This window comes from Microlunatus speluncae (assembly GCF_009299835.1).
Taxonomy (GTDB): domain Bacteria; phylum Actinomycetota; class Actinomycetes; order Propionibacteriales; family Propionibacteriaceae; genus Microlunatus; species Microlunatus speluncae.
Window position 1 is genome coordinate 303,523 of record NZ_VKCZ01000014.1, and the last position, 23,532, is coordinate 327,054.

At 69.7% G+C, this 23,532-nt stretch carries 22 protein-coding genes; 14 read left to right on the forward strand and 8 right to left on the reverse strand.

Annotated features, from left to right (window positions below; genetic code table 11):
- Positions 1–50: 50 nt before the first annotated feature.
- The 3 genes from FNH24_RS18195 to FNH24_RS18205 form a co-directional block, all read right to left on the reverse strand.
- The gene (locus tag FNH24_RS18195; protein ID WP_152363631.1) at positions 51–824 is read right to left on the reverse strand and encodes a hypothetical protein; all 774 of its coding nucleotides are present in this window, start codon (positions 822–824) and stop codon (positions 51–53) included.
- Positions 825–1,013: 189 nt separating this feature from the next.
- Entirely contained in the window at positions 1,014–3,329 is a 2,316-nt protein-coding gene (locus FNH24_RS18200; RefSeq protein WP_152363632.1) for an exo-alpha-sialidase, read from the reverse strand.
- Between the two features lie 143 nt (positions 3,330–3,472).
- On the reverse strand, positions 3,473–4,102 hold the full coding sequence (locus FNH24_RS18205; protein ID WP_152363633.1) for a DUF3592 domain-containing protein: 630 nt from the start codon (positions 4,100–4,102) through the stop codon (positions 3,473–3,475).
- 304 nt (positions 4,103–4,406) lie between these two features.
- On the opposite strand from FNH24_RS18205, the gene aspS reads away from it, so the two are divergent.
- From aspS to FNH24_RS18220, 3 genes are all read left to right on the forward strand, one after another.
- The gene (aspS, locus tag FNH24_RS18210) at positions 4,407–6,188 is read left to right on the forward strand and encodes an aspartate--tRNA ligase (protein WP_152363634.1); all 1,782 of its coding nucleotides are present in this window, start codon (positions 4,407–4,409) and stop codon (positions 6,186–6,188) included.
- 125 nt (positions 6,189–6,313) lie between these two features.
- The gene (locus FNH24_RS18215; protein ID WP_246186954.1) at positions 6,314–6,787 is read left to right on the forward strand and encodes a MarR family winged helix-turn-helix transcriptional regulator; all 474 of its coding nucleotides are present in this window, start codon (positions 6,314–6,316) and stop codon (positions 6,785–6,787) included.
- 185 nt (positions 6,788–6,972) lie between these two features.
- Positions 6,973–7,899: an LLM class flavin-dependent oxidoreductase gene (locus FNH24_RS18220; protein ID WP_152363635.1), complete on the forward strand. Its 927-nt coding sequence runs from the start codon at positions 6,973–6,975 to the stop codon at positions 7,897–7,899.
- Positions 7,900–8,025: 126 nt separating this feature from the next.
- Here FNH24_RS18220 and FNH24_RS18225 read toward each other — a convergent pair whose 3' ends face one another.
- From FNH24_RS18225 to FNH24_RS18235, 3 genes are read right to left on the reverse strand one after another with little or no spacing between them, the layout of a single operon-like run.
- Positions 8,026–8,895, reverse strand: coding sequence for an alpha/beta fold hydrolase (locus tag FNH24_RS18225; RefSeq protein ID WP_152363636.1), 870 nt, complete (start codon positions 8,893–8,895; stop codon positions 8,026–8,028).
- Positions 8,879–9,361, reverse strand: coding sequence for a GbsR/MarR family transcriptional regulator (locus FNH24_RS18230; RefSeq protein WP_152363637.1), 483 nt, complete (start codon positions 9,359–9,361; stop codon positions 8,879–8,881). The genes FNH24_RS18225 and FNH24_RS18230 overlap by 17 nt, the downstream gene beginning before the upstream one ends.
- Positions 9,362–9,414: 53 nt before the next feature.
- Entirely contained in the window at positions 9,415–10,431 is a 1,017-nt protein-coding gene (locus tag FNH24_RS18235; RefSeq protein WP_152363638.1) for an alpha/beta hydrolase, read from the reverse strand.
- 117 nt (positions 10,432–10,548) lie between these two features.
- Here FNH24_RS18235 and FNH24_RS18240 point away from each other — a divergent pair, with 117 nt between their 5' ends.
- The gene (locus tag FNH24_RS18240) at positions 10,549–11,943 is read left to right on the forward strand and encodes a replication-associated recombination protein A (RefSeq protein WP_152364123.1); all 1,395 of its coding nucleotides are present in this window, start codon (positions 10,549–10,551) and stop codon (positions 11,941–11,943) included.
- Positions 11,944–12,076: 133 nt separating this feature from the next.
- Here the strand turns inward: FNH24_RS18240 and FNH24_RS18245 are convergent, their stop codons facing one another.
- Positions 12,077–12,841, reverse strand: a complete 765-nt coding sequence (locus tag FNH24_RS18245) for an SDR family oxidoreductase (protein WP_152363639.1) — start codon at positions 12,839–12,841, stop codon at positions 12,077–12,079.
- 135 nt (positions 12,842–12,976) lie between these two features.
- Here FNH24_RS18245 and FNH24_RS18250 point away from each other — a divergent pair, with 135 nt between their 5' ends.
- The 7 genes from FNH24_RS18250 (at position 12,977) to FNH24_RS18280 (ending at position 19,969) form a co-directional block, all read left to right on the forward strand.
- Complete coding sequence (locus tag FNH24_RS18250; RefSeq protein ID WP_152363640.1) at positions 12,977–13,837, forward strand: helix-turn-helix transcriptional regulator; 861 nt, start codon at positions 12,977–12,979, stop codon at positions 13,835–13,837.
- 175 nt (positions 13,838–14,012) lie between these two features.
- Positions 14,013–14,432, forward strand: a complete 420-nt coding sequence (locus FNH24_RS18255; RefSeq protein WP_152363641.1) for a DUF948 domain-containing protein — start codon at positions 14,013–14,015, stop codon at positions 14,430–14,432.
- Entirely contained in the window at positions 14,432–14,662 is a 231-nt protein-coding gene (locus FNH24_RS18260) for a DUF6167 family protein (RefSeq protein WP_152363642.1), read from the forward strand. The genes FNH24_RS18255 and FNH24_RS18260 overlap by 1 nt, the downstream gene beginning before the upstream one ends.
- 34 nt (positions 14,663–14,696) lie before the next feature.
- Positions 14,697–17,363 carry an alanine--tRNA ligase gene (gene alaS / locus FNH24_RS18265; protein ID WP_152363643.1) on the forward strand — a complete coding sequence of 889 codons (2,667 nt, stop codon included), beginning with the start codon at positions 14,697–14,699 and terminating at the stop codon, positions 17,361–17,363.
- A 139-nt stretch (positions 17,364–17,502) separates the two neighbouring features.
- Positions 17,503–17,979 (forward strand): Holliday junction resolvase RuvX, encoded by a 477-nt coding sequence (gene ruvX, locus FNH24_RS18270; RefSeq protein WP_152363644.1) that lies wholly within the window; start codon positions 17,503–17,505, stop codon positions 17,977–17,979.
- A 29-nt stretch (positions 17,980–18,008) separates the two neighbouring features.
- The gene (gene mltG, locus FNH24_RS18275; protein WP_152363645.1) at positions 18,009–19,118 is read left to right on the forward strand and encodes an endolytic transglycosylase MltG; all 1,110 of its coding nucleotides are present in this window, start codon (positions 18,009–18,011) and stop codon (positions 19,116–19,118) included.
- The gene (locus tag FNH24_RS18280) at positions 19,115–19,969 is read left to right on the forward strand and encodes a shikimate dehydrogenase (RefSeq protein ID WP_246186955.1); all 855 of its coding nucleotides are present in this window, start codon (positions 19,115–19,117) and stop codon (positions 19,967–19,969) included. Before mltG ends, FNH24_RS18280 begins: the two co-directional genes overlap by 4 nt.
- 86 nt (positions 19,970–20,055) lie before the next feature.
- Here FNH24_RS18280 and FNH24_RS18285 read toward each other — a convergent pair whose 3' ends face one another.
- On the reverse strand, positions 20,056–20,667 hold the full coding sequence (locus FNH24_RS18285; protein WP_161606191.1) for a DUF1707 SHOCT-like domain-containing protein: 612 nt from the start codon (positions 20,665–20,667) through the stop codon (positions 20,056–20,058).
- Positions 20,668–20,722: 55 nt separating this feature from the next.
- Between FNH24_RS18285 and aroC the strand changes: the two genes are divergently transcribed.
- The 3 genes from aroC to aroB are packed head-to-tail and all read left to right on the forward strand — an operon-like array spanning position 20,723 to position 23,525.
- Positions 20,723–21,919, forward strand: a complete 1,197-nt coding sequence (gene aroC, locus FNH24_RS18290; protein WP_152363647.1) for a chorismate synthase — start codon at positions 20,723–20,725, stop codon at positions 21,917–21,919.
- Positions 21,919–22,440, forward strand: a complete 522-nt coding sequence (locus FNH24_RS18295) for a shikimate kinase (protein WP_152363648.1) — start codon at positions 21,919–21,921, stop codon at positions 22,438–22,440. The genes aroC and FNH24_RS18295 overlap by 1 nt, the downstream gene beginning before the upstream one ends.
- Positions 22,437–23,525, forward strand: a complete 1,089-nt coding sequence (gene aroB, locus FNH24_RS18300) for a 3-dehydroquinate synthase (RefSeq protein ID WP_152363649.1) — start codon at positions 22,437–22,439, stop codon at positions 23,523–23,525. Before FNH24_RS18295 ends, aroB begins: the two co-directional genes overlap by 4 nt.
- Positions 23,526–23,532: the final 7 nt, after the last annotated feature.

Genomic DNA, 23,532 nt, shown 5'->3' on the forward strand with positions numbered 1-23,532 from the left:
CCGACTTGTCAGACTCTCACCACGCTATGGCGTGGTGAGAGTCTGACTACTCAGGGTTTGGCGGCGGCGGAGGTGAGGGCGGCGATCGCGGTGGCGCCGGTGCGGGTGGTGTCGAGGGCGCCGAGGGTGAGGGCGACGACGGATTCGGCGAAGAGGTCGGCGTGGGTCCAGGCGTCGGCCTGGGTTTCGTCGGGCTGCAGCCGGGACTGCAGGACGACTCCGTCGAGCAACGCCTGCAGGGCGCGATCGAACCGGCCGGTCGTCCACTCCGGCCGCAGCACCACCGGCAGCCGGCCGAGCAATTCTTCGAAGGCCTGCACCAGCGGCTGCCGGCCCGGCAGCCAGGACTCGAGGAAACGGCGGTGCAGCTCCGGATGCCGGTCCAGGTGCCCGGCCAGGTGGGACATCAGAAACACCCGCGGTACGGACTCGACGAAGCCGATGAACTCGCGGGCGAACGCCGCGACCCCGTCACCGACCGGGCCGTCGGCCAGTCCCGGCAGCCGGCTCAGCAGCGGCACCAGCTCGGTCTCCGGCCGGTCCCGATACTGCATGGCGTAGATCACGGCGTCGTTGATGAACGACTCCTTGCTCTGCCACCGCTGGTGGAAGGCCTGCCGGCTGCCGCCGGGCCGGTCGGCGACCATCCGGACCACGTCCTCGATCCGCAGCCAGTCCAGCGCCGCCGGGAACTGGAAGCCGCGCAGCCGACGCGGCGGATTGTCGCTGGTCGGGGAGAGGGACGCGTCGATCAGTTCCGCGGCGGCGTCGAGGAACAGCCGGGCGGTCGGATCGCTGCGGGTGGCAGCCGGACGCGGTGACACCTTCCATGATCCCAGAGCTTTCGCGCGCTCGCCGGAAAACGGGTTCCGAAGTGAGACTCGGTTCTACTTCTACTTCCGAGCCGTTTCGCCAGGTCAGCCCCCGTTGATCATGCACAATTTTCTCAGGTCAGGCGGGCCGGGGGGACCGCCTGACCTTCACTTTTGCCCGGGATCGCCGCTGCCGCGGGATCAGCCGAGCGGGCGGATCTCGATGTCGTCGTAGGAGTGTTCCATGTTGCCGACGTCCTCGGGGTTGAGGCCGGTCTGCGCCCGGAAGCCGGTGAACGTGTCGACGTCGGCCAGCTTGGCCGCGGTGGAGCCGAGTTCCTTGCCGTTGATCGACACCGTGGTCTTGGCTCCGGTGCTGTCGACAGTCACCGACATCCACTGCTTGTTCGGGACGACGGGGCTGCCGGTCCGGCCGACCTCGACCCAGGCGGAGCCGTTCCAGGCCTTCACCACCATCACGTTGGCGGTCCAGTCCGGCACCAGCAGCAGCTTGTACGCGACCTTCTCGTCCCCGTCCCCGCTGCGGCCGAGGATCTCCCAGAGCGCCCCCGATCCGTAGCCGTAGCCCGAGAAGCCGAAGCCGACATGCTGCCCGGCCGCCGGCGTCTGGGCCGGGATGGTCGCGGTGGCGCGGCCGGCCTGGTCGGCGTCGATCAACACCATCCGGGCGTTCGAGTGGTCATAGCCCGGGACCGTCCCCTTATCCGCGACGAGGGCGTAGCGGGCGTCCTTGATCGTCCGCGGGATCTGGGTGATCGCGTCGTTCTCGAAGGTGAGCAGGTGGCTGGCGTACAGCTCGAGCTCGGTGATCGCGGTCAGCGGCGCCCGGCTGTCCCGGGTGATCCGGACGAACTTGGCCTGGACCTCGTCCAGCGCGTGGTAGCTCATCGCGTAGTCGGTCCGGTCGCCGGTGCGCACGACCGGCTTGCCCCAGGTCTTGCCGTCGATCGAGGTCTCCACCTTGGCGCTGTTCAGCTCGCCCTTGGCCAGCATCAGCCCGATCCGGTTCAGCGTGTAGGTCCGGTCCAGCTCGATGATCAACTCCTGCTTGCGGTCGAGCCGGGCCGCGGACCGGTATTCGGAGCTGCCGTCGACGGCGCCCTCGATCCGCTGCTCGGGGAACCGGGCGTCGGCCGCGACCACGTTGCCGTCCAGCTTGATGATCTTGTCCCGGACCTTGGTGGTCAGGTCGAGCTTGCCGACGCCGGGGCCGAGCGCGTCCACCTTGCGGGTCCAGATCTTGTTGTCGTGGCCGTACTCCCGGCAGAACCAGATGTTGTGGCAGGTGTCGCCGAAGGCGAGCGAGGAGCCGTTGTTCAGCGCGGTCAGGTCCATGTTGCCGCTGCTGCCCTGCCAACGCCGCAACGGATCGTCGCCGGGGTAGCGGGCGTAGAGCGTTTCGCCGTCGTCCCAGGTCCGGCCGGTGCCGTCGCGGGAGACCACGACGTTGTTGTCCGGCCGGCCGTACGTCATCAGCAGTTGGCCGTTGGCCTGCAGCAGGAACTTCGGCATGATCCCGTTGTTCGGCATGCCCTCCGGCGGGACGTACGGCTTGACCTCGGTCCAGGTCTTGCCGTCGTCGTCGGAGAAGGCCTGGGTCAGCGGCATCGACGGCGGCCGGGCCACCGCCTCGGAGCCGCGCATCATCGCGATCAGCCGGCCGTCGGCGGTCCGGCCGAAGCCGAGCTCATTGGTCGAGAACGAGGTGCCGGCGTTGACCGCCGACCGCTGGCTGAAGGTCTGACCGCCGTCCTTGGACTCGAAGACCAGGCTGTATTCCTTGTCGACGCCGTTGATCACGCCCTTGCCGTAGCCGCCGAGCAACAGCGTGCCGTCGGCCAGCTCGAGCAGATCACGGTGCACGCGATACCAGGCGAGCTTCCATTTGTTCTCGATCAGCGGCGCGGTCCAGGTGGTCCAGGTCTTGGCCACGTCGGTCGACTTCGCCATCGGCAGGCCGATCCGGTTCGGCGCCGGCGCCGTCCCCGGCACGAAGCTGGCCGACAGGATGTCGCCGTTGCGGAGCCGGCTGGTGGCGACCCCGGTGAAGGTCGACGGCAGCGCGTCGTACGGCTTGAAGATCTGGCCGTTGTCCTCGCCGATCGCGCGGGTGTTGACCAGCGGCGCGGTGGGGGAGTCCTCGTTGCGGCCCCAGGACGCGATCACCTTCTTGGCCGTCCGGCCGTTGATCAAGTGATCGACCGAGAAGGCCATCGGCGCGGCCCCGAGCTCGCCCGGGCCGGGGGCCCATGGATACCACATCGCACCGCCGGACAGCGACGCTTGATCACCGGGCCGTCCGTCGCCCTCGGGCGGCGTGTCATCCGGATTTCCCGCCGGCTGGGCCGCGGGCAGCGTCACCGCGGCGGTCGGATCCTGGGCCGGGCCGCCGCCCGGATTGATCACAGCGCCGATCCCGATCCCGATTCCGATCATGCTCGCGGCCAACCCCGCCTGGCGCACCCAGGTCGGTGCAACGGCTTTCCGATTCGTCATAGCGACACTGCCTCCCGATCAGATCAGACCCACGCGTGGAACAATGTGCCATGTTTCCGTCGGGCATGGAAGAGAGTTCCATGACCAGTCCGTACCGTGACGCGCCCGACTCCAGCCAGTGGAAGTCGGGGTCGTGCGGGGTGTCAGCGATTCGGGCGGCCGGGGCGCCAGAGCCAGAAGAGGGCGCCGCCGACGATGATCACCAGGCCGAGGGCGCCGAGACCGATGCCGAGCAGCAGCCGTCCGATCAGGTCGTTGGTCCGCTCGGCCGAGCCGACGTCGGCCGAGGAGCCGGGGGTCGGCGCTTCCGGTTGGCCGAGCCCGCGCGGCGCGGTGTCGGTGACGACGTTGCCGGCGCACGCCGTGCTCATCAGCTCGTACGCATACTCGGTGGCCGGATCGGACCGTTCGGTCGCGTAGATCACCATCGTGGTCCCGGGCTCGGCGGCGAAGCCGCAGGCGGCCGCGTCGTCGGGCGACTGCACCACCTGCTCGGCGTACGCGGTGCCCTTGTAGACGTAGCGGACCTCCACGACGAGCTCCCGGCCGGAGGCGGGATCGGCGACCGGGCGGACCGAACGGACGGTGCCGAAGATGATCACGTCGGCCTGCTCGGCCGCCTCCGCCCGGGTGATCGCCTCGCACGAGCAGGCGTGGGCGGGAGTCGCGCCAGTCAGCACGACGACGCAGCCGGTGAGCAGAATCAGGACGGCGATGACGAGTCCACCGAACCCCCGGGTTCGATCCGTGACGACCGTCCTGCGCCCGACCATGCTTCTAGTGTCGCCCAGTCCCGCCGCCGAGGGAAACCTCGTGCCGCACCGCGGCTCGGCCGTCCTGGTCGTCCGGCACTAGTGTCGTGGTGACGAAGGTGTGTGACGGTTGCCGGTGTTCAGGTGCGCGCATCGCCAGGCCGACGAGGAAGACATATCGGGTCATATATCGACCGAGGAGAACGCAGCGATGTGTGTGCCTGGGCGCCGGCAAGCGTTGCACAACTTCGTCACCGCGACACTAGGATCGGCAGGTCCGTGCCGCACTTGGCGCGGCCACCGAACTTCAGAAGGGACGAGGGGTTTGATTCGCACGCACGACGCCGGGAGCCTGCGCGCCGAGCACGCCGGGACCACGGTCACGCTGGCCGGCTGGGTGGGGCGCCGGCGAGATCATGGCGGAGTCGCCTTCCTCGACCTGCGGGACGCGAGCGGCATCGTCCAGGTCGTCGTCCGGGACGAGATCCTGGCCGCCTCCGGCGCGCACGACCTGCGGAACGAGTACTGCATCAAGATCATCGGTGAGGTGTCCCGGCGGCCCGAGGGCAACGCCAACCCGGACCTGCCGACCGGTGAGATCGAGGTCGTGACGGCCGAGTTCGAGGTGCTCAACCCGGCCGCTCCGCTGCCGTTCCAGATCGACGAGCGGATCAACGTCGGCGAGGAGACGCGGCTCAAGTACCGCTATCTCGACCTGCGCCGACCGGCCCCGGCGGCCGCGATCCGGCTGCGCAGCGAGGTCAACCGGGTGGCCCGGACGCTGCTCGCCGGCGAGAACTTCGTCGAGGTCGAGACGCCGACCCTGACCCGGTCCACGCCCGAGGGTGCCCGCGACTTCCTGGTCCCGGCCCGGCTCCGGCCCGGTTCCTGGTACGCGCTGCCGCAGAGCCCGCAGTTGTTCAAGCAGTTGCTGATGGTCGGCGGCCTGGAGCGCTATTACCAGATCGCCCGCTGCTACCGGGACGAGGATTTCCGGGCCGACCGGCAGCCGGAGTTCACCCAGCTGGACATCGAGCTGAGCTTCGTCGACCAGGACGACGTGATCGCCCTGAGCGAGCGGCTGCTGACCCAGATCTGGAGCCTGATCGGGCACCAGGTGACGACGCCGATCCCGCGGATCACCTACCGCGACTCGATGAACCGGTACGGCACCGACAAGCCCGACCTGCGCTTCGACCTCGAGATCACCGAGCTGACCGACTACTTCGCCGAGACGCCGTTCCGGGTGTTCCAGGCCGACTACGTCGGGGCCGTGATCATGAAGGGCGGCGCGGACCAGCCGCGGCGCACCCTGGATGCCTGGCAGGAGTTCGCCAAGCAGCGCGGGGCTCGCGGGCTCGCGTACGTGCTGGTCGGCGCGGACGGCGAGCTCGGCGGCCCGGTGGCCAAGAACCTGTCCGAGACCGAGCGCGACGGCCTGGCCAAGGTGACCGGTGCCGAGCCGGGGGACTGTGTGTTCTTCGCCGCCGGCGGCCGGTCGGCCTCGCAGGCCCTGCTCGGCGCGGTCCGGCTGGAGATCGGCAAGCGGATCGGCGCCATCGACGAGGCTGCGTGGGCCTTCGTCTGGATCGTCGACGCGCCCCTGTTCGAGCCGGCCGGGGACGCGGTCGCGGCCGGTGACGTCGCGGTCGGGTCGGGCGCCTGGACCGCGGTGCACCACGCGTTCACCTCGCCCAAACCGGAATCGTTGGAGACCTTCGACACCGATCCGGGCTCGGCCCTGGCGTACGCGTACGACATCGTCTGCAACGGCAACGAGATTGGCGGCGGCTCGATCCGTATCCATCGTCGCGACATCCAGGAGCGGGTGTTCAAGGTGATGGGGATCGAGCCGGAGGAGGCGAACGAGAAGTTCGGCTTCCTGCTCGACGCGTTCGCCTACGGGGCCCCGCCGCACGGCGGCATCGCGTTCGGCTGGGACCGGATCGTCGCCTTGCTGGCCGGCTCGGACTCGATCCGCGAGGTGATCGCGTTCCCGAAGTCCGGCGGCGGCGTCGACCCGCTCACCGACGCCCCGGCCCCGATCACCTCCGCCCAGCGCAAGGAAGCCGGCGTCGACGCCAAGCCCGCCCCGGCTCCCGCCTGACCCAGCTCGGCTCCCGTCTGACCCAGCCCAGGCGCGACCGTTCTCGGCGTACGCGACCTCTACAGCGGTCGCGTCGGCCGAGAACGGTCGCGTCTGTGGTTCGCGCCTGTCGTTAGGCTGGGTTGGTGGCAGCGGAGCAGGGGCGAGTGTCGGTGGTGACCGGGTTGGTGCGGAGCTCGTTCCTGGTCGATGCCGTGTACGCGCACTCCGCGCGGGACTACGGGCTGACCCAGCAGCAGGGGCAGTTGCTCTGCGTGCTGATGGGGCAGCCGTACGGGATGGGCCGGCTGGGCTCGGTGCTCGGGCTGGCCAAATCGAGCATCACCGGGCTGGTGGATCGCACCGAGCGCAACGGACTGGTCCGGCGGGAGCCCGATCCGCAGGACACCCGGGCCGTGCGGGTCGCGCTCACCGCCAGGGGCAGCCGCCTGGCCGCCGAGTTCTATGCCGAGACCTGCCGCCGGATCGACGCGCTGGCCGGCGGGTTGGACGCCGCCGAGCGCGCGGTCTTGGCCGACCTGCTCGGCCGGATCGTGGCCGATAACCAAGTGCCGGTGGTGTTTCCGGAACCCGCCGCCGAACCGGCCCACCCGGCCTGAGCCCGCGCCCAGCCCCGCCGCGCGATTTCTGCCCGCGCGACCGCTATCGGCCCACGCGACCGTTGCACCGGTCGCGTCCGCCGACCAGGGTCGCGTCCGCCGACCAGGGTCGCGCGGATGGAGTTCGTACTACGAACTACTATGGTTCGTCATACGAACTGAATGTGTGTCGGAAGGAAAGTCCCATGACTCTGCCGAATGTCGTCTTCGGCTTCGGGGCCCACAGCGGCCTCCGTGACATCCCTGACCTGCTCCGGCGGGCCGAGCGCGCCGATCGCGACGGGCTCGATCTGATGTCGCTGTCCGATCACCCGTATCTCGGTGATCGACTGGACGCCTACGCAGCGGTCGGCTTCGTGCTCGGCCGCACCGAGCGTCTCGCCGCCTTCGCCAACGTCACGAACCTGCCGACCCGCCCCGCGCCCATGCTGTCGCGCACCGTGACCTCGCTGGCGGCACTGTCCGGCGGCCGGATCGTCCTCGGTGCCGGGGCCGGCGGGCTGTGGGACCGGATCTCCGACCTCGGCGTGCCGCGGCTGTCGCCGGGTGCGGCGGTCGAGGCCTTCGAAGAGGCGATCACGGTGATCAAGTTGTTGTCCGGCGGCGGCTCTCCGGTCACCTTCCACGGTCGGCACTACCGCGTCGAGGGGATCGACCCCGCTCCGGTCTCCGCCGCCCCGGTCTGGACCGGCTCGGTCGGGCCGAAGTCGCTGGCCGTCACCGGCCGGGTCGCCAACGGCTGGATCCCCGGCCACGCGGCGGACTGGCTGAGCCCGCGCTACCGGGAATCGCGGCCGCTGATCGACGCCGCGGCCCTCGAGGCCGGCCGGGACCCGGGCGAGATCGCCACGATCTTCAACGTCCCGGGCCGGATCACCGACCGGCCCCTGGCCGCCACCCGTGATCAAGACGGCCGCTGGCTCGGTGGCTCGGTCGATCAGTGGGTCGAGGAGCTGACCGGCGCGGTGCTGGAGCACCGGGCAGCCGGCTTCCTGCTCTTCGCCGCTGATCACGGCAGCCAGGACGACCGGCCGCTCGGCCGCTGGGGTCAGGAGATCGCCCCGGCCGTACGGCAGGCCGTCGGCCCCCGCCCGAGCATGATCGTTCCCTGAGCTTGTCGAAGGGCAGGCCGGATGGTTGCCTCTTGAGGAACTCGAAGATCAACTGGTTTGCCCTTCGACAGGCTCAGGGAACGAGACCCGAGCGTCCCCATCAGTGACCGCAGGAAACGGACTACGTCACGGCGCGGAGTCGGAGAGGAAGTCCTTGATCATCGGGTTGACGAGGTCGGGGGATTGGCGGCTGATCCAGTGGCCGGTGTTTTCCAAGATCACGATCTTGGCGCCGGGGACCAGGCGGGCGGCCTCGATGGTGAACCGGGGCCGGATGCCGATGTCGGAATCGCCCTGCAGGAACAAGGTCGGGCAGTTGATCTCGGGCAGCCGGGGTCGGAGATCGACGCGCATCCGGAGCGGCCCGATCGAGGTGTTCTGCCAGTCGCTGGAGCTCGAGCCGGCCGCGGACTCGGCCATGATCTCGTCCACCACCTGCTCGAAATCGGCCGGCAGGGCGGCGAACAACCCGCGGCGGGCGAAGGCGACGGTCTGCGGTCTGCTCCCGGCCATGAGGCTGGGCAGGGTCCGGTTGAGGAACGGGATCTTGGCGGTCAGCCAGAGCAGTTGGTGCACCACCGGCGGGAAGTCGATGATCCCGCCGGGGGCCAGGGCGACCAGCCGGCTGACTCGGCCCGGCTGTTCGATCGCGTACGCCAGCGCGACCGCACCGCCCTGAGAGAGGCCGACGAATGCCGCCTCGGCCAGTTCGAAATGATCAAGGACCTCGGTGACGCACCGCACCAGGCGATCATGATCGGCGAGCCCGTCCCAGGGTCGGCTGCCACCCTGCTTCGGCCAGTCCGGAGCGAAGACCCGGAAGGTCGGCGCGAGGGCCGGGATCAGGTGCCGCCAACTGAGGGTGGCGCTGTCGGTGCCGCCGCCGCTGAGCAGGACCACCGGTGGGCCGGTGTCGCCGGCGGTGATCACCCGCAATCGGCCCTCGGCGCAGTCGAGGTGGTGGACGGTGTGCTCCAGATCAAGATCGTCGATCATGCTTCTGCTCCTTCTCGGTCTGCCAGCGGGTCAGTAGCGCCGGCAGTTCACCGGCCAGGAACCCGTACAGGGCATGGACGTTCTCCAGCCGTTCCCGGCGTTCGGCCGGTGCGTCCGCCAGGGCACTCAGCCCGGTCGCGGTGAGATCGCGGAAGGCGGCCGCGTACTCGTAGCGGCGCATCAGCATCCGGCTCCAGCCGTCGGCGGCGATCCGGAAATACTCCTGCCGCTCGCCGCGGCGGCGGACCCCCTCGACCAGACCGCTCGGGGTGAGCAGGCGGGTCGCGCTGCTGATCGAGCTCCGGCTGACCTCGAGCACGTCGGCCAGTTCGGCGGCGGTCTGTTCCGGCGGGTCGCAGATCAGCAGCCAGCCGATCACCCGGCCCGCGATCAGCGGCATCCCTTCCCGGGCGAAGAACGCGGCGATCGCGTCGGCGAAGTCCAGTTCGGCGTCGGTCGTACCCATCGGTTCAGAATACAGTTATTGCAGTCATGACTGCAACGACTGGCACGACCGGCCTACTCCTGTAAGGCGGCCGAGAGTCGCGGCAGGGAGACGTCGTTGCGATAGGGCACGTCGATGTGCCCGTCGTCGAAGAGCTCGAAGTCGTGCTCGATCCCGGCCGCGACGAGCTTCTGGCTCAGCCGCCTGGTGCCGGTCTGGAAGTTGAGCTCGTCCCACAGGCCGCAATCCAGATAGAGGTAGCGCATCGATCGCCAGGCCTCGAGGTACTCCGGGCGATCGATCATCCGGAGCGGATCCCACTCCAGCCAGCGCGCCCAGACCGCCTCGTCGAGGATGCCCGTCTCCGGATCGATCGGCAGGTCGAAGCCGCGCGGCGCGTCCGGGTTCGGCGCGTAGGCGGCGCCGTAGCAGAGCATGCCGAGCACCGAGAAGAACGGATCGTGCCCCTTGGGTTTCATCGTCGGGATCTGCTCGATGAAGCCCTCGACGCCGCCCAGCTTCATCAGGTTGGCGTGCAGCTTGGCCAGATCGGGGATCAGCCCGAACTCGAAGTAGATGTCGCCGCTGTGGCTGGCGAAGGCGCCGAAGGTCTCGGGATGCCGCATCGCCTGCACCATCGCCCCGTACCCGCCGCTGCTCTTGCCCGAAAGGCCTCGGTGCTCCCGGGCGGCCAGGGTGCGGTAGTTCGCGTCGACGTAGGGCACGAGCTCGTCGATCAGATAGTCCTCGTAGCGGCCGAGGGCGGAACTGTTGAGATATTGCGCGCCGCCGAAGATGGTCCAGCAGTCGGGGAGGGCGACGATGGCCGGCGGCATCGCGCCGGTGGTGATCAGTCGGTCGATCCGCTCCGGCAGCGATTCGGCCCAGGCCGGCGAGTTCAGCAGCAGCGGACCGCTGCCACCGTGGCCGGCGAGCCAGTGGATCACCGGATAGCGCCGGTCGCCGTCGTGATAGCCCGGCGGCAGATAGATCGGCAGCATCCGTTCGACGTCGTCGCCGGGCCGGTTGCCGCGGAGCACCGCGCTGTCGAGCCACGGGGTTTCAACCGTGCCGTTGAGACGCCTGCGCATGTCAGCTCTCCTCGAGTCCGGTCGCGGTTAGGGCGCGTACCTTCGCTCAGATTACGAGGAACCTTCGGCCGGGGCGTGGGCCACGGCGACGGCGTCGGTCCGATGTGATGAGGTGTGCTGGTGAGTGAAGATCTGTTCGGCGACCCGGTGCCGGAGGCGCGGTCGAGCCGGGCCGTTCCGGCACCGCTGGGTGGCAGCCTGGGCGATGTCGATCATGCCGGTACGCCGCTGGCCGTGCGGATGCGGCCGCGGACGCTGGAGGAGATCGTCGGCCAGACCCATCTGCTGGCGCCGGGCTCGCCGCTGCGCCGGCTGGCCTCCGGCGAGCCGATGTCGGTCTTCCTCTGGGGCCCGCCGGGCGTGGGCAAGACCACGATCGCCGCGGTGGTGTCGCGGCAGACCGAGCGCCGGTTCGTCGAGATCTCGGCCGTCACCGCCGGGGTCAAGGATGTCCGGGCGGTGTTGGACCAGGCTCGCAGTGAGTTGCGGCACGGCCGGCAGACCGTGCTGTTCGTCGACGAGGTGCACCGCTTCTCCAAGACCCAGCAGGACGTGCTGCTGCCCGCCGTGGAAAACCGGCTGGTCACCCTGATCGCTGCCACCACAGAGAATCCGAGCTTCTCGGTGATCTCGCCGCTGCTGTCCCGGTCGCTGCTGCTCACCCTGAAGCCGTTGACCGACGACGACATCTCCGGCCTGCTGACCCGGGCGTTGACCGACGAGCGAGGCGTACGGACGCCGGACGGCGAGCCGTACCAGCTCGAGGACGAGGCGCGGGAGACCCTGCTCCGGTTGGCCGGCGGTGATGCTCGCCGGGCCCTGACCTATCTGGAGGAGTCCGCGGCCGGCGCCGGTGCCGTGCAGAGCTCGGTGATCACCACGGCGACGATCGAGCAGGCGGTCGACAAGGCCGCCGTCCGCTACGACCGCGACGGTGATCAGCACTACGACGTGATCAGCGCGTTCATCAAGTCGATGCGCGGCTCCGACGTGAACGCCTCGCTGCACTATCTGGCCCGGATGATCGAGGCGGGCGAGGACCCGCGCTTCATCGCCCGGCGGATCATGATCTTGGCCTCCGAGGACATCGGCATGGCCGATCCGACCGCCCTCCCGCTGGCCGCCGCGGCTGCCCAGACGGTGGCGATGATCGGCTTCCCCGAAGCGTCGATCACCCTGGCCCACGCCGTCATCCACTGCGCCCTGGCCCCCAAGTCCAACGCGGTCGTGACGGCGATCGGCGCCGCCCTGTCCGACGTCCGGCAAGGCCGGATCGGCCTCGTCCCGCCACCCCTGCGCGACGCCCATTACTCGGGCGCGAAGGACTACGGCCACGGCAAGGGCTACAAGTACGCCCACGACGCCCCGCACGGCATCGCCGCCCAGCAACACCTGCCCGACGAACTGGTCGACGCCGACTACTACCAGCCGACGAACCACGGTTTCGAAGCCCAGGTGACCGACCGCCTGGCCAAGATCAACGACCTCCTCAAGGGCCGCGACCCCACCTGAGCCGGGTTCGCCGATCATGGCGGTCAATTTGGCCGCGTAGTCGCGGCCAAGTTGACCACTATGTCTGCCGGTCACCTGCCGCAGCCAATGGTGATCATCGGCCGCGTCGCGGCGGGCGGGAGGAGGCCCGAGGTCAGGCCTGGAGGGTGGGCATCACCATCACCTGGCGCAGGTTGACCTGCTTCGGGCGGCTGGTCACGAAGCCGACGACATCGGCGATGTCGGCCGGGTTCAGCGGGGGGACCTGCTCGCGCCAGGCGGCCAGGTGGGCGTCGACCTCCGGATTGTCCATGTGATCACCGAGCTCGGTGGCGACCAGTCCGGGCTCGACGTTGGTGACCCGGATCCCCAGCGGGCCGAACTCGGTGCGCAGGTTGGCCGAGAGGTGGGTGACGGCGGCCTTGGTCGCGGTGTAGACGGCGTAGTTGGGGAAGGTCAGGTGGGCGCCGATGGACGACACGTTGATCAGGTCGGCCGCGCCGGCACGACCGGATTCCATCAGGTCGGCCGTGAAGGCCCGGGTGAGGTTGAGCAGGCCGGTCAGGTTGGTGTCGATCATCCGCCGCCACTCGTCGACGCGGCCCTCGGTGAACGGGTTGGCCAGCATCACGCCGGCGTTGTTGACGAGCAGGTCCACCCGTCCGAACGCGGTGTGCACGGCGTCGACGGTGTCGGCCAGGTCGGCGGTCACGTCCGTGGCGACGGCCAGCGCCTGGCCGCCCTCGGCCCGGATCTTGTCGGCCAGGTCCTGCACCCGGTCGGCCCGGCGGGAGAGCAGGGCGACCCGGGCGCCGGACCGGGCCAGGGTCAGGGCGATCTCGGAGCCGATGCCGCTGGCGGCACCGGTGACAACGGCGATGCGGGTGTTCAGGTCATAGGGGTTCAGGTCATAGGTCATGGCAACAACCGTGCTGCCGATCCGGCCGGGGACCCGAGGCTCCGTTCGTCCGGCGGTCGGCGCAGTCGTGGGTCCGCGCATCCTGGGTCTGGCAGTGCCCAGTCTTGATCGCGCCGGGCCGCCGATAATGAACAAGTGACCAACGACCTCGGCGAGTTCCTGCGCACCCGCCGGGCTCGGGTACGGCCCGACGATGTCGGCCTGCCCGGTGGCGGCCGGCGCCGGGTGCCGGGCCTGCGCCGGGAGGAGCTGGCGTTGCTGGCCGGCGTGAGCGTCGACTACTACGTCCGGCTGGAACAGGGCCGGGCCCCGGCGGCGTCGGACGCGATCCTGGACGCGATCGCCCGGGTGCTCCGGCTGGACGAGACCGAGCGGGACCATCTGCGCAATCTGGTCCGGCCGGCGGCGAAGCGGCGGCTGGCTCCGCAGCGGGTCCGGCCGGGTGTGCAGCGGTTGCTGGAGATGGCGGCCGACCTGCCCGCCTTCGTGATGGGCCGCCGCTCCGAGATCCTCGCCTGGAACCCGTTGGCCGACGCCGTCTACGACTTCTCCGGCATGGCCCCGGCCGACCGCAACTCGGCCCGCTACACGTTCCTCCGGCCGGAGGCCCGGATCTTCTACCGGGACTGGCCGACGGTGGCCGCCGACATGGTCGCGTTCCTGCGGCTGGACGCGGGCCGCTATCCCGACGACACCGATCTCGCCGCGCTGGTCGGCGAGCTGTCGGTCAAGGACGAGACCTTCCGTACGCTCTGGGCCCAGCATGCCGTGCTGGAGAAGACCCACGGCAAGAAGTTGATCTTGCATCCGGTGGTCGGCGACCTGGATCTGGATTACGAGTCGTTGCGTCCCGCGGGCGACCCGGACCTGACCCTCGCCATGTACACGGCGCCCGCCGGCTCGCCGACCGAGGAACGGCTCAAGCTCCTGGCCAGTTGGTCCGCCTCGGCCGGGCTCGATCTCGACCGGGCCCAGGAGTCGCGCGACCGACCGTGACCGGTCCCGTACGGACGGCCGGAAACCCCAGCGGGCCGGGCGTTGTGGGCGATCGGGTCAACTGGATCCGGCGCGCTGGCGCGTGCCGGCAACCGGGCTGGTGGTGACGCGATAGGGTCGGTGCTTGGTCCGGCCGGACCTGGATTGTCAATACCTGATGTGTTCGAGGAGTTTCATGTCGCTAGGGGATATCGCCGGTCTCATCGCGGCCATCGCCTTCGCCGTCCTGGTGAGCCTCTTCGCCGTGCCGCTGTTGAAGCTGGGCCGGGTGCTGGAGGAGTTGCGGCTCGCGGTGCGCGACATCGGGCACGAGTCGGTGCCGATCCTGACCGAGCTGCAGGGCACCGTGCGGGCGACCAATAATGAATTGGAGAAGCTCAGCTTCGTCACCGAGGATGTAGCGAAGGTGAGCAAGCACGCTACCGTGGTCAGCGAGAACGCCGCCCAGATGGCGACCCTGTTCTCGGCCACGCTGGGCGGGCCGCTGGTCAAGACGGCGGCCTTCACCTACGGAGTGCGGAAGGCATTCCGGGGTGAGACCGCGGCGCCGGCCCGGGCCAAGAGCGGCGGCGTGTTTTCGCGACGGAGGAAATGATGATCAAGCGAGTGTTCTGGTTCCTGATCGGGGCCGGCGTCGCGGTGTTCGTCGCGATCAAGATCAGGGAGTATCTGAGCCAGGCGACGCCTGAGGCGATCGGCAACCGGGTCGCCGATTCGGCGGCCGGGCTGACCGACCGCGCCCAGGATTTCGCCGATCGGGTCCGAGCTGCCATGGCCGAGCGCGAAGCGGAGATCAACGACGCGCTCGGCCGTACCCCGGAATGACCTGCTCGCTCCCTCATCACCCCAAGGACACAGCATGAAAACCGCCGAGATCCGGCGTCGCTTCCTCGACTACTTCGGCACCCGCCGCCATGAAGTCGTCCCGTCGGCGCCCCTGCTCTACAACGACCCGACCCTGCTCTTCGTCAACGCCGGCATGGTCCCGTTCAAGCCGTACTTCACCGGCCAGGAACCGGCGCCGTACCAGCGCGCCACCAGCGTGCAGAAGTGCGTCCGCACCCTCGACATCGAGGAGGTCGGCAAGACCACGCGGCACGGCACGTTCTTCCAGATGAACGGCAACTTCTCCTTCGGCGACTACTTCAAGGCCGAGGCGATCAGCTTCGCCTGGGACTTCATCACCGCGCCGCAGTCTTCGTACGGCCTCGGCTTCGACCCGGACAAGGTCTGGGTCACCGTGCTGCACAACGACGACGAGGCGGCCCGGCTCTGGCAGAACATCGCCGAGTTGCCGACCGAGCGGATCCAGCGCCGCGGCCTGCTCGACAACTACTGGCACATGGGCATTCCCGGCCCCGGCGGCCCGTGCAGCGAGATCTACATCGACCGCGGTCCCGAGTACGGGCCGGACGGCGGCCCGGTCGTCGACGAGGACCGGTTCCTGGAGATCTGGAACCTGGTCTTCATGCAGGAGGAGCTGTCCGCGGTCCGGGCCAAGGACGACTTCGACGTGCTGCGCGAGCTGCCGCGGAAGAACATCGACACCGGGATGGGCCTGGAGCGGGTCGCCTACCTGCTCCAGGGCGTGGACAACCTGTACGAGATCGACGAGGTCTTCCCGGTGATCGACCTGGCCGCGGACCTGGCCGGCAAGAAGTACGGCAGCGATCACACCGACGACGTCCGGCTCCGCGTGGTGGCCGACCACGTCCGGTCGGCGCTGATGTTGATCGGTGACGGGGTGACACCAGGAAACGAGGCTCGGGGATACGTGCTACGCCGACTGCTCCGCCGCGTGGTCCGGTCGATGCGGCTGCTCGGGGTCGACCGGCCCAGCTTCGCCGAGCTGTTCCCGGTCAGCCGGGATGCGATGAAGGGCTCGTACCCGGAGGTGGAGACCGACTTCGCGCGGATCTCCGACATCGCCTACGCGGAGGAGGAGGCGTTCGACCGGACGCTGACCTCCGGCACCCAGCTCTTCGACACGGCGGTCGCGTCGGCGCGCAGCGAGCAGTCCAGCACGCTGTCCGGCGACCGCGCGTTCCAGCTGCACGACACCTTCGGGTTCCCGATCGAGCTGACCCTGGAGATGGCCGGCGAGCAGGGGCTCGAGGTCGACGAGGCGGGCTTCCGCCGGTTGATGGACGAGCAGCGCACCCGGGCCAAGGCGGACGCCAAGTCCAAGAAGGGCAGCGGCGTCTCGACCGAGATCTACGCCCGGCTGCGTGATCAGGGCGAGACCCCGTTCACCGGCCTGGAGACGCTGACCGGCGAAGGCGAGGTGCGCGGCATCGTCGTCGACGGCGAGCTCCGTGATCATGCGGTCGCCGGCGACGTGGTCGAGGTGATCCTGTCCGAGACGCCGTTCTACCCCGAGTCGGGTGGTCAGTCCGGTGATCACGGCAAGATCATCGGCGACGGCCTGGAGCTCGAGGTGACCGACGTGCAGCGGCCGGTCAAGGGCCTGCTGGTGCACAAGGTCAAGATCAACTCCGGTGAGCTGCGGCCGGGCGCCGTGGTCCGCGCGGAGGTCGACGGCGACTGGCGGCTCGGCGCCTGCCAGGCCCACTCGGCGACGCACGTGATCCACGAGGCGCTGCACCAGATCCTCGGCCCGACCGCGCTGCAGGCCGGCTCGTTCAACCGGCCCGGCTACATGCGGCTGGACTTCTCCTGGAACCACGCCGTGGACGAAGATCAGCGGCACCGGATCGAGCAGCTGTCCAACGAGGCGATCCGGGCCGACCTCGGGGTCTCGGCATCGCTGATGCCGCTGGCGGAGGCGAAGGCGTCCGGTGCGATGGCCCTGTTCGGCGAGGTGTACGGCGACGTCGTGCGCGTGGTCGACATGGGCGACGGCTGGTCCCGCGAGCTGTGCGCCGGCACCCACGTGTTGCAGTCCTCGCAGATCGGGCTGATGGCGCTGAACGCGGAGTCCTCGGTCGGCTCCGGCCTGCGCCGGGTCGAGGCGTTCGTCGGGATGGACGCGTTCCAGCACCTGGCGAAGGAGCGCTCGCTGGTGCTCGGCCTGGCCGAGACGCTGAAGGTGCAACCGGACCAGGTGACCGACCGGGTGCGCAAGATGGTGGCGCAGCTGAAGGAGGCCGAGCGCGAGATCGCGGCGCTGAAGTCGGCCAACCTGATGACGACGGTCGACCCGATCGTGGCCAAGTCGCACGACATGTGGGGCGTCGGCTACATCGCGCACCACGCCGACGGGATCTCGGGCGGCGACCTGCGCCAGCTGGCCCAGGAGGTCCGGTCCCGGGTGGCCAACTTGGCCGCGGTGGTCTGCCTGATCGGCGGCACCGCGGACAAGCCGACGGTGATCGTCGCGACCACCGAAGGCGCGCGGGCGCGCGGCCTCAAGGCCGGCGAACTGGTGATGATCGCCAGCCAGGCCCTCGGCGGCCGCGGCGGCGGCAAGGACGACCTGGCCCAGGGCGGCGGCAGCGACGCAGCCAAGGTCCCCGACGCCTTCCGCGAGGTCGAGTACTCCATCGGCCACCGCGTCCAAAGCTGAGTAGTGGATTCGTTCGCTGAGCTTGTGGATGGGGACGTTTGGGTGTTCGTTCCCTGAGCTTGTCGAAGGGCGCTGGTGATCGGGCCTGCCCTTCGACAGGCTCAGGGAACGTGACCCGAGCCACGGAAGGAGTGCAGGGGTGCGGACCGGAGTCAGGATCGCCCTCGACTGGGGTGCTGCCCGGATCGGCGTCGCTGCTTGTGATGCCGCCGGGACGCTCGCGTACCCGATCGGGACGGTCAAGGCGACCACCGACCGGGCCGCGACCCTGCGCGCCGTCGTCGAGCTGATCGCGGAGCGGGAGCCGTTCGAGGTGGTGGTCGGGTTGCCGCGGTCGTTGTCCGGCGGCGAGGGGCCGGCCGCGGTGGCGATCCGGGAGCGGGCGATCGAACTGGCCCGGTCCATCGCGCCGATCCCGGTTCGCCTGATCGACGAACGATTGAGTACGGTGAGTGCCGCCCGTCGACTCGGCGAATCGGGGAGATCGGCGAAGAAACAACGTTCCGTGATCGACGCCGCCGCGGCGACGACGATCCTGGAACACGCGCTGGCGAGCGAACGCGCCACAGACCAGCCGCCGGGGGAAGTAGTATCGGCCGGTACCGAACTGAGCTGACCAGGAAGAACCCTCTCGACGTGTCTTCGATGCTGGATCCTGAACACAAGCCGAGCGCCAAGCGCGAAGTCGCGCACCGCGTGAAGGGCTATCTCGCGGTGCTGTTGGCCGCGACGGTGCTGATCGGCGGCGTCTACTTCGTCTGGAACAAGACGACCGACTTCATCACCACCTTCGGTGAGGTCCCGGACTATCCGGGCCCCGGCGGCGAGGCGGTCACCGTCAGCCTGGAGGAGGGCTCCTCGCTGGACCAGATCGGCGGCGACCTGAAAGAGGCCGACGTGATCAAGTCCGTCGAGGCCTGGGGCAAGGCGGTCGACACCGAGCCGCGGGCGAGCAAGATCCAGGCCGGCAAATACCGGATGCAGAAGCAGATGAAGGCGATCGACGCGTTGACCCTGCTGGTCAATCCGGGGGATTCGCGGGTGCGGGCCCAGTTCCAGGTCAAGGAGGGGCTGCGGCTCAGCGAGCAGATCGACGCCCTCGCCAAGGGGACCAAGATCGACAAGAAGCAGTTCGAGGCGGCGCTGAAGAAGCCGAAGGAGCTCGGGCTGCCCGGCTACGCCAAGAACAATCCGGAGGGCGTGCTGTTCCCGGAGACGTACGAATTGGTCGAGAACGCCGACGCGAAGTCGGTGCTGAAGCAGATGACCGCGCAGTACACCAAGGTGACCAACGGGCTCGACCTCGAAGCGCGGGCCAAGGCGATCGGCCGGAGTCCGTACGAGGTGCTGATCGTGGCCAGCATCCTGGACAAGGAGGTCCGCCGGGCCGAGGACCGGCCGAAGGCGGCCCGGGTGATCTACAACCGGCTGGAGAAGGACTGGGCCCTCGGTCTCGACTCGACCGTGCTCTACGCGGTCAACTCCAAGAGCGCCGTGACCACGCCGGAGCAGCGGGAGTCGAAGTCGCCGTACAACACGTACAAGAAGAAGGGCCTGCCGCCCGGACCGATCTCGGCACCGGGCAAGGCGGCGATCGAGGCCGCCCTCAACCCGGCCGACGGCGACTGGATGTATTTCGTCACCGTCAACCTGGAGTCCGGCGAGACCAAGTTCGTCACCACCAAGGCCGAGTTCGACCAGATCGTGGCCGAGTTCCAGGCTTGGTGCCAGGCCAACCCGGGGACCTGTAAGTGAGTCAGCCGGTCCCGGCCCACGGTGGTGCCGGGGTGCGCTGCGCCGTGCTCGGCTCGCCGATCGGGCACTCGCTGTCGCCGGTGATGCACCACGCGGCGTACGCCGAGCTGGGGCTGACCGACTGGGACTATCGGGCCTACGAGGTCGACGATGATCAACTCGCCGGGTTCGTCGCCGGCTGTGACCGGACCTGGCGTGGGCTCAGCCTGACCATGCCGCTGAAGTTCGCGGCGATGGGCCTGGGTGAGGTGGACGAGGTGGCCGCGCTGGCCGGGGCGGCCAACACGTTGATCTTCGAGCCCAACGGTCGCCGGGTCCACAACACCGACGTCGGCGGGCTGATCTGGGCGCTTCGGTCGGCCGGCGATCAGCCGGGCGTGGACCGGATCGAGTCCGCGACCGTGCTCGGCGCCGGTGCCACCTCCCGTTCGGCGCTGGTGTCCCTGGCCGAGCTGGGGGCCAAGCGGGTGATCATGGTGGCCCGGACGCCGGCGAAGGCCGAACGACTGCGCACCCTGACCGAGGCGCTGGAGATCGAGTTGACCGTCCGGGAGTGGGGGACCGAGCTGCCCCGGGCGGACGTGCTGCTGTCCACCGTGACCGCCGGCGCCGCCGACCCGGTCGCCGACGAGGCCGCGGCCAGCGCCGACGTGATCTTCGACGCGATCTACGAAGGCTGGCCGACCGCCCTGGCCACCGCCGCCGAACGTCTCGGCAAGCGCGTCGTCAACGGCCTCGACCTGCTGGCCGGGCAGGGCGCCCTGCAGGTCCACCTGATGACCGGCCAGGACGTCGATCCTCGGCTGCTCCTCGAGGCCGCCCACCGCGCCCTCGCCCCCGAGGCTCGCTGACCCTTTCGGCCGCGGTGTTCGGCCCCGATCGGGTTGGCCGAGTTGATCAGGCCGCCGAAGAGCTGATCATGACGTCGCGGAGCTGATCATGAGGTCAGCGCGTTGGGGTGAGGTCGGCCGCGCAACCAGTCGATGAAGCGTCGTCGCGGATGCCGGGCCTTGATCACGCCCGAGGTCACGCCCCCGGTGACGCGGATCGTGTGGCCGTACGGATTGGCGTCGCCGAGCACCTTGTTGACGATGCTGCCGCTGGAACTGCTCACGTCCTCCATCACCACCGACCAGCCGCGGTGTGGCACCACGAGCACCACCGAGCCGGACTTCGCGCTCGCCTGGACGTGGATCTCCCGATCGTGGACCTGCGCCTGGGTGAAGTCGAGCTTGATCGTCCCGGAGGTGCACTCCGCCACGATCTCGGCGGGAACCGTCCAGATCCCGGTGCGCTTGATCGTTCCGCTCTTGGTCCGCAGGGTCAACGGACGGGCGGCGCTGCGGACCGGTTCGAGATCGAAGGTCACCGCTACCAGGTCGGCCCGGGTCCGAGCTCCGTACACCGCGGTCAGTCGCTCATCCAGTTCACTCAGGTCGAGCCGGCCGTCGGACACGGCCACCCGCAACTGCTCCGCGGCCCGCTCGCGATCGGCATCGCCGACGCGTGCAGCCGGTAGCGGCAGGGAGGAATCCGGGGAGTCTGACATCGTGGCCATGCTACCGAAACGGGCGCCCTGGTTCGTTCGTGAAAGACTGACGCCCATGCTCCGTTGGCTCACCGCCGGTGAATCTCACGGCCCCTCCTTGGTGGCCACGCTGGAAGGACTTCCGGCTCACGTCCGCGTCACCACCTCCGACATCGCCGACGCGCTGGCCCGGCGCCGGCTCGGTTACGGCCGCGGCGCCCGGATGAAGTTCGAGGCCGACGCGGTGACCGTGATCGGTGGTCTTCGGCACGGCGTCACCCAGGGTGGGCCGATCGCGATCCAGGTCGGCAACTCCGAGTGGCCGAAGTGGGAAGACGTGATGTCCGCCGACCCGGTCGATCCGGCCGTGCTCGAGGGCCGCGCCCGCAACGCCCCGCTGACCCGGCCGCGGCCCGGGCACGCCGACCTGGCCGGGATGCAGAAGTACGACTTCGACGAGGCCCGGCCGATCCTGGAACGCGCCAGCGCCCGGGAGACCGCGGCCCGGGTCGCCATCGGCCGGGTGGCGCAGAACTTCCTCGAGCAGGCCTTCGGGATCACCGTGCTCAGCCACGTGGTGGAGCTCGGTCAGGCCCGGACGCCGTACGGGCTGCTGCCCAAGATCGGCGACCTGGCCGCGATCGACGCCAACCCGGTGCGCTGTTTCGACGCGGACTCGGCGCAGGCGATGATCAACGAGATCGAGGCCGCGCAGACCGACGGGGACACCCTCGGCGGCGTGGTCGAGGTGCTGGCCTGGGGGCTGCCGCCCGGCCTCGGCTCGCACGTGCACGGCGACCGCCGGCTGGACGCGCAACTGGCCGGTGCGCTGATGGGGATCCAGGCGATCAAGGGTGTCGAGGTCGGCGACGGGTTCGAGCTGGCCCGGAGCCGGGGCAGCGCGGCGCATGACGAGATCGTGCCCGGCCCTGGTGGACCGACTCGGGCCAGCCATCGGGCCGGTGGCACCGAGGGCGGGATGAGCACCGGCGAGGTGCTGCGGGTCCGCGCGGCGATGAAGCCCATCTCGACCGTGCCGCGGGCGCTGCGGACGATCGACGTCCGGACCGGCGAGGAGGCCGTCGCGCACCATCAGCGCTCCGACGTCTGCGCCGTGCCGGCCGCGGGGGTGGTGGCCGAGGCGATGGTCGCACTGGTGATCGCCAATGCAGCGCTGGAGAAGTTCGGCGGCGACTCGGTCGGCGAGACCCGGCGCAACTGCGAGGCGTACCTGAAGTCGATCGCCGACCGCGGGCTCGGAGTCCACGGCTGATGGCGGCCGCATCCCTGCCGCTGGGTGGCGCGGTCGTCGTCGTCGGCGCTCCGGGCTCCGGCAAGTCGACCGTCGGCCGGCTGTTGGCCGAGCGGCTCGGGCTGCCGTTCGTCGACGTGGACGGCGTGATCGAGGAGCGGGCCGGCAAGCCGATCGCCGAGATCTTCGCCGACGACGGTGAGCCGGCCTTCCGTGAGTTGGAGACGGCGATCACCCTCGAGCTGCTGGTCCAGCCGGGCGTGCTGTCGCTGGGTGGCGGTGCGGTGACGTCGGAACGGATCCGGCAGGCGCTGACCGGTCACCGGGTGATCTGGCTCAAGGTGAGCGCCGGCGCCGCCGCGAAGCGGGTCGGACTGAACACCGCCCGGCCGCTGCTGCTGGGCAACGTGCACGGGAAGCTGGTCCGGCTGATGGCCGAACGGCAGCCGCTGTACGCGGCGGTGGCGACCGAGGCGGTCGAGACCGACGACGTCGCTCCGGACGCGGTGGTGGCCGGCCTGGTGGAACGGGTCAGTTCATGATCACCGAGATCGAGGTGGCGGCCGAGCAGCCGTACCAGGTGCTGGTCGGGCACGGCCTGCTTGATCATGTGCCGGGTCTGCTCGAGGGGGCGGTCCGGGTCGCCGTGATCCATCCGTCCACCCTGATCGGCACCGCGGAGCGGTTGTCGGCGGTGATCACCGGCGCCGGCGCCGAGGTCACCCGGATCGACATCCCGAACGGTGAGGCGGCCAAGACGGCGGAGGTGGCCGCGACCTGCTGGTCGGTGCTCGGCAACGCCGGCTTCACCCGCTCCGACGTGATCATCGGCCTCGGCGGCGGATCGGCCACCGACCTGGCCGGCTTCGTCGCCGCGACCTGGCTCCGCGGGGTCCGGCTGATCACCGTGCCGACGACCGTGCTGGGCATGGTCGACGCGGCGGTCGGCGGCAAGACCGGCATCAACACCGCCGAGGGCAAGAACCTGGTCGGCGCCTTCTGGGAGCCGCGCGGCGTGGTCTGCGACCTCGACCTGCTGGCCGGGCTGCCCCGGTCTGAGGTGATCAGCGGTCTGGCCGAGGTGATCAAGTGCGGCTTCATCGCCGACCCGGTGATCTTGGACCGGATCGAGGCCGACCCGGCCGGCGTGGTCGAGCTCGGTTCGCCCGTGTTGCGCGAGGTGATCGAGCGGTCGATCGATGTCAAGGCCAAGGTGGTCTCGGCCGACCTGCGCGAATCCACCTCGGTGGGTGACCGCGTGGGCCGGGAGCTGGTCAACTACGGCCACACCCTGGCGCACGCGATCGAGCGCCGGGAGAGCTACCGCTGGCGGCACGGCGAGGCGGTCAGCATCGGGATGATCTTCGTCGCCGAGCTGTCCCGGCTGGCCGGCTTCCTTGATCAGGAGACCGCCCGGCGGCACCGCGCGGTGCTGGGCGCGGTCGGTCTGCCGACCAGCTACCCGGCCGGCGCCTTCGACGAGCTGCTGGCCACCATGGCCGTGGACAAGAAGACCCGCGGCGGCACCCTTCGCTTCGTGATCTTGGAATCCTTGGCCAAGGCCCGGATCCTGGCCGGCCCCGACCAGGATCTGCTCCGCGAGGCGTACGCGGCCATCGCCAGCTGAAGCGCGC

Bases quoted from the DNA above. Each gene is read 5' to 3' on its own strand.
- mltG (WP_152363645.1), top strand. From the start codon at position 18,009: ATGCTGGATCCTGAACACAAGCCGAGCGCCAAGCGCGAAGTCGCGCAC.
- aroB (WP_152363649.1), top strand. From the start codon at position 22,437: ATGATCACCGAGATCGAGGTGGCGGCCGAGCAGCCGTACCAGGTGCTG.
- FNH24_RS18260 (WP_152363642.1), top strand. From the start codon at position 14,432: ATGATCAAGCGAGTGTTCTGGTTCCTGATCGGGGCCGGCGTCGCGGTG.
- FNH24_RS18205 (WP_152363633.1), bottom strand. From the start codon at position 4,102: ATGGTCGGGCGCAGGACGGTCGTCACGGATCGAACCCGGGGGTTCGGT.
- FNH24_RS18200 (WP_152363632.1), bottom strand. From the start codon at position 3,329: ATGACGAATCGGAAAGCCGTTGCACCGACCTGGGTGCGCCAGGCGGGG.
- aroC (WP_152363647.1), top strand. From the start codon at position 20,723: ATGCTCCGTTGGCTCACCGCCGGTGAATCTCACGGCCCCTCCTTGGTG.
- FNH24_RS18220 (WP_152363635.1), top strand. From the start codon at position 6,973: ATGACTCTGCCGAATGTCGTCTTCGGCTTCGGGGCCCACAGCGGCCTC.
- FNH24_RS18235 (WP_152363638.1), bottom strand. From the start codon at position 10,431: ATGCGCAGGCGTCTCAACGGCACGGTTGAAACCCCGTGGCTCGACAGC.
- FNH24_RS18245 (WP_152363639.1), bottom strand. From the start codon at position 12,841: ATGACCTATGACCTGAACCCCTATGACCTGAACACCCGCATCGCCGTT.
- FNH24_RS18230 (WP_152363637.1), bottom strand. From the start codon at position 9,361: ATGGGTACGACCGACGCCGAACTGGACTTCGCCGACGCGATCGCCGCG.
- FNH24_RS18225 (WP_152363636.1), bottom strand. From the start codon at position 8,895: ATGATCGACGATCTTGATCTGGAGCACACCGTCCACCACCTCGACTGC.
- FNH24_RS18255 (WP_152363641.1), top strand. From the start codon at position 14,013: ATGTCGCTAGGGGATATCGCCGGTCTCATCGCGGCCATCGCCTTCGCC.
- alaS (WP_152363643.1), top strand. From the start codon at position 14,697: ATGAAAACCGCCGAGATCCGGCGTCGCTTCCTCGACTACTTCGGCACC.
- FNH24_RS18285 (WP_161606191.1), bottom strand. From the start codon at position 20,667: ATGTCAGACTCCCCGGATTCCTCCCTGCCGCTACCGGCTGCACGCGTC.
- FNH24_RS18295 (WP_152363648.1), top strand. From the start codon at position 21,919: ATGGCGGCCGCATCCCTGCCGCTGGGTGGCGCGGTCGTCGTCGTCGGC.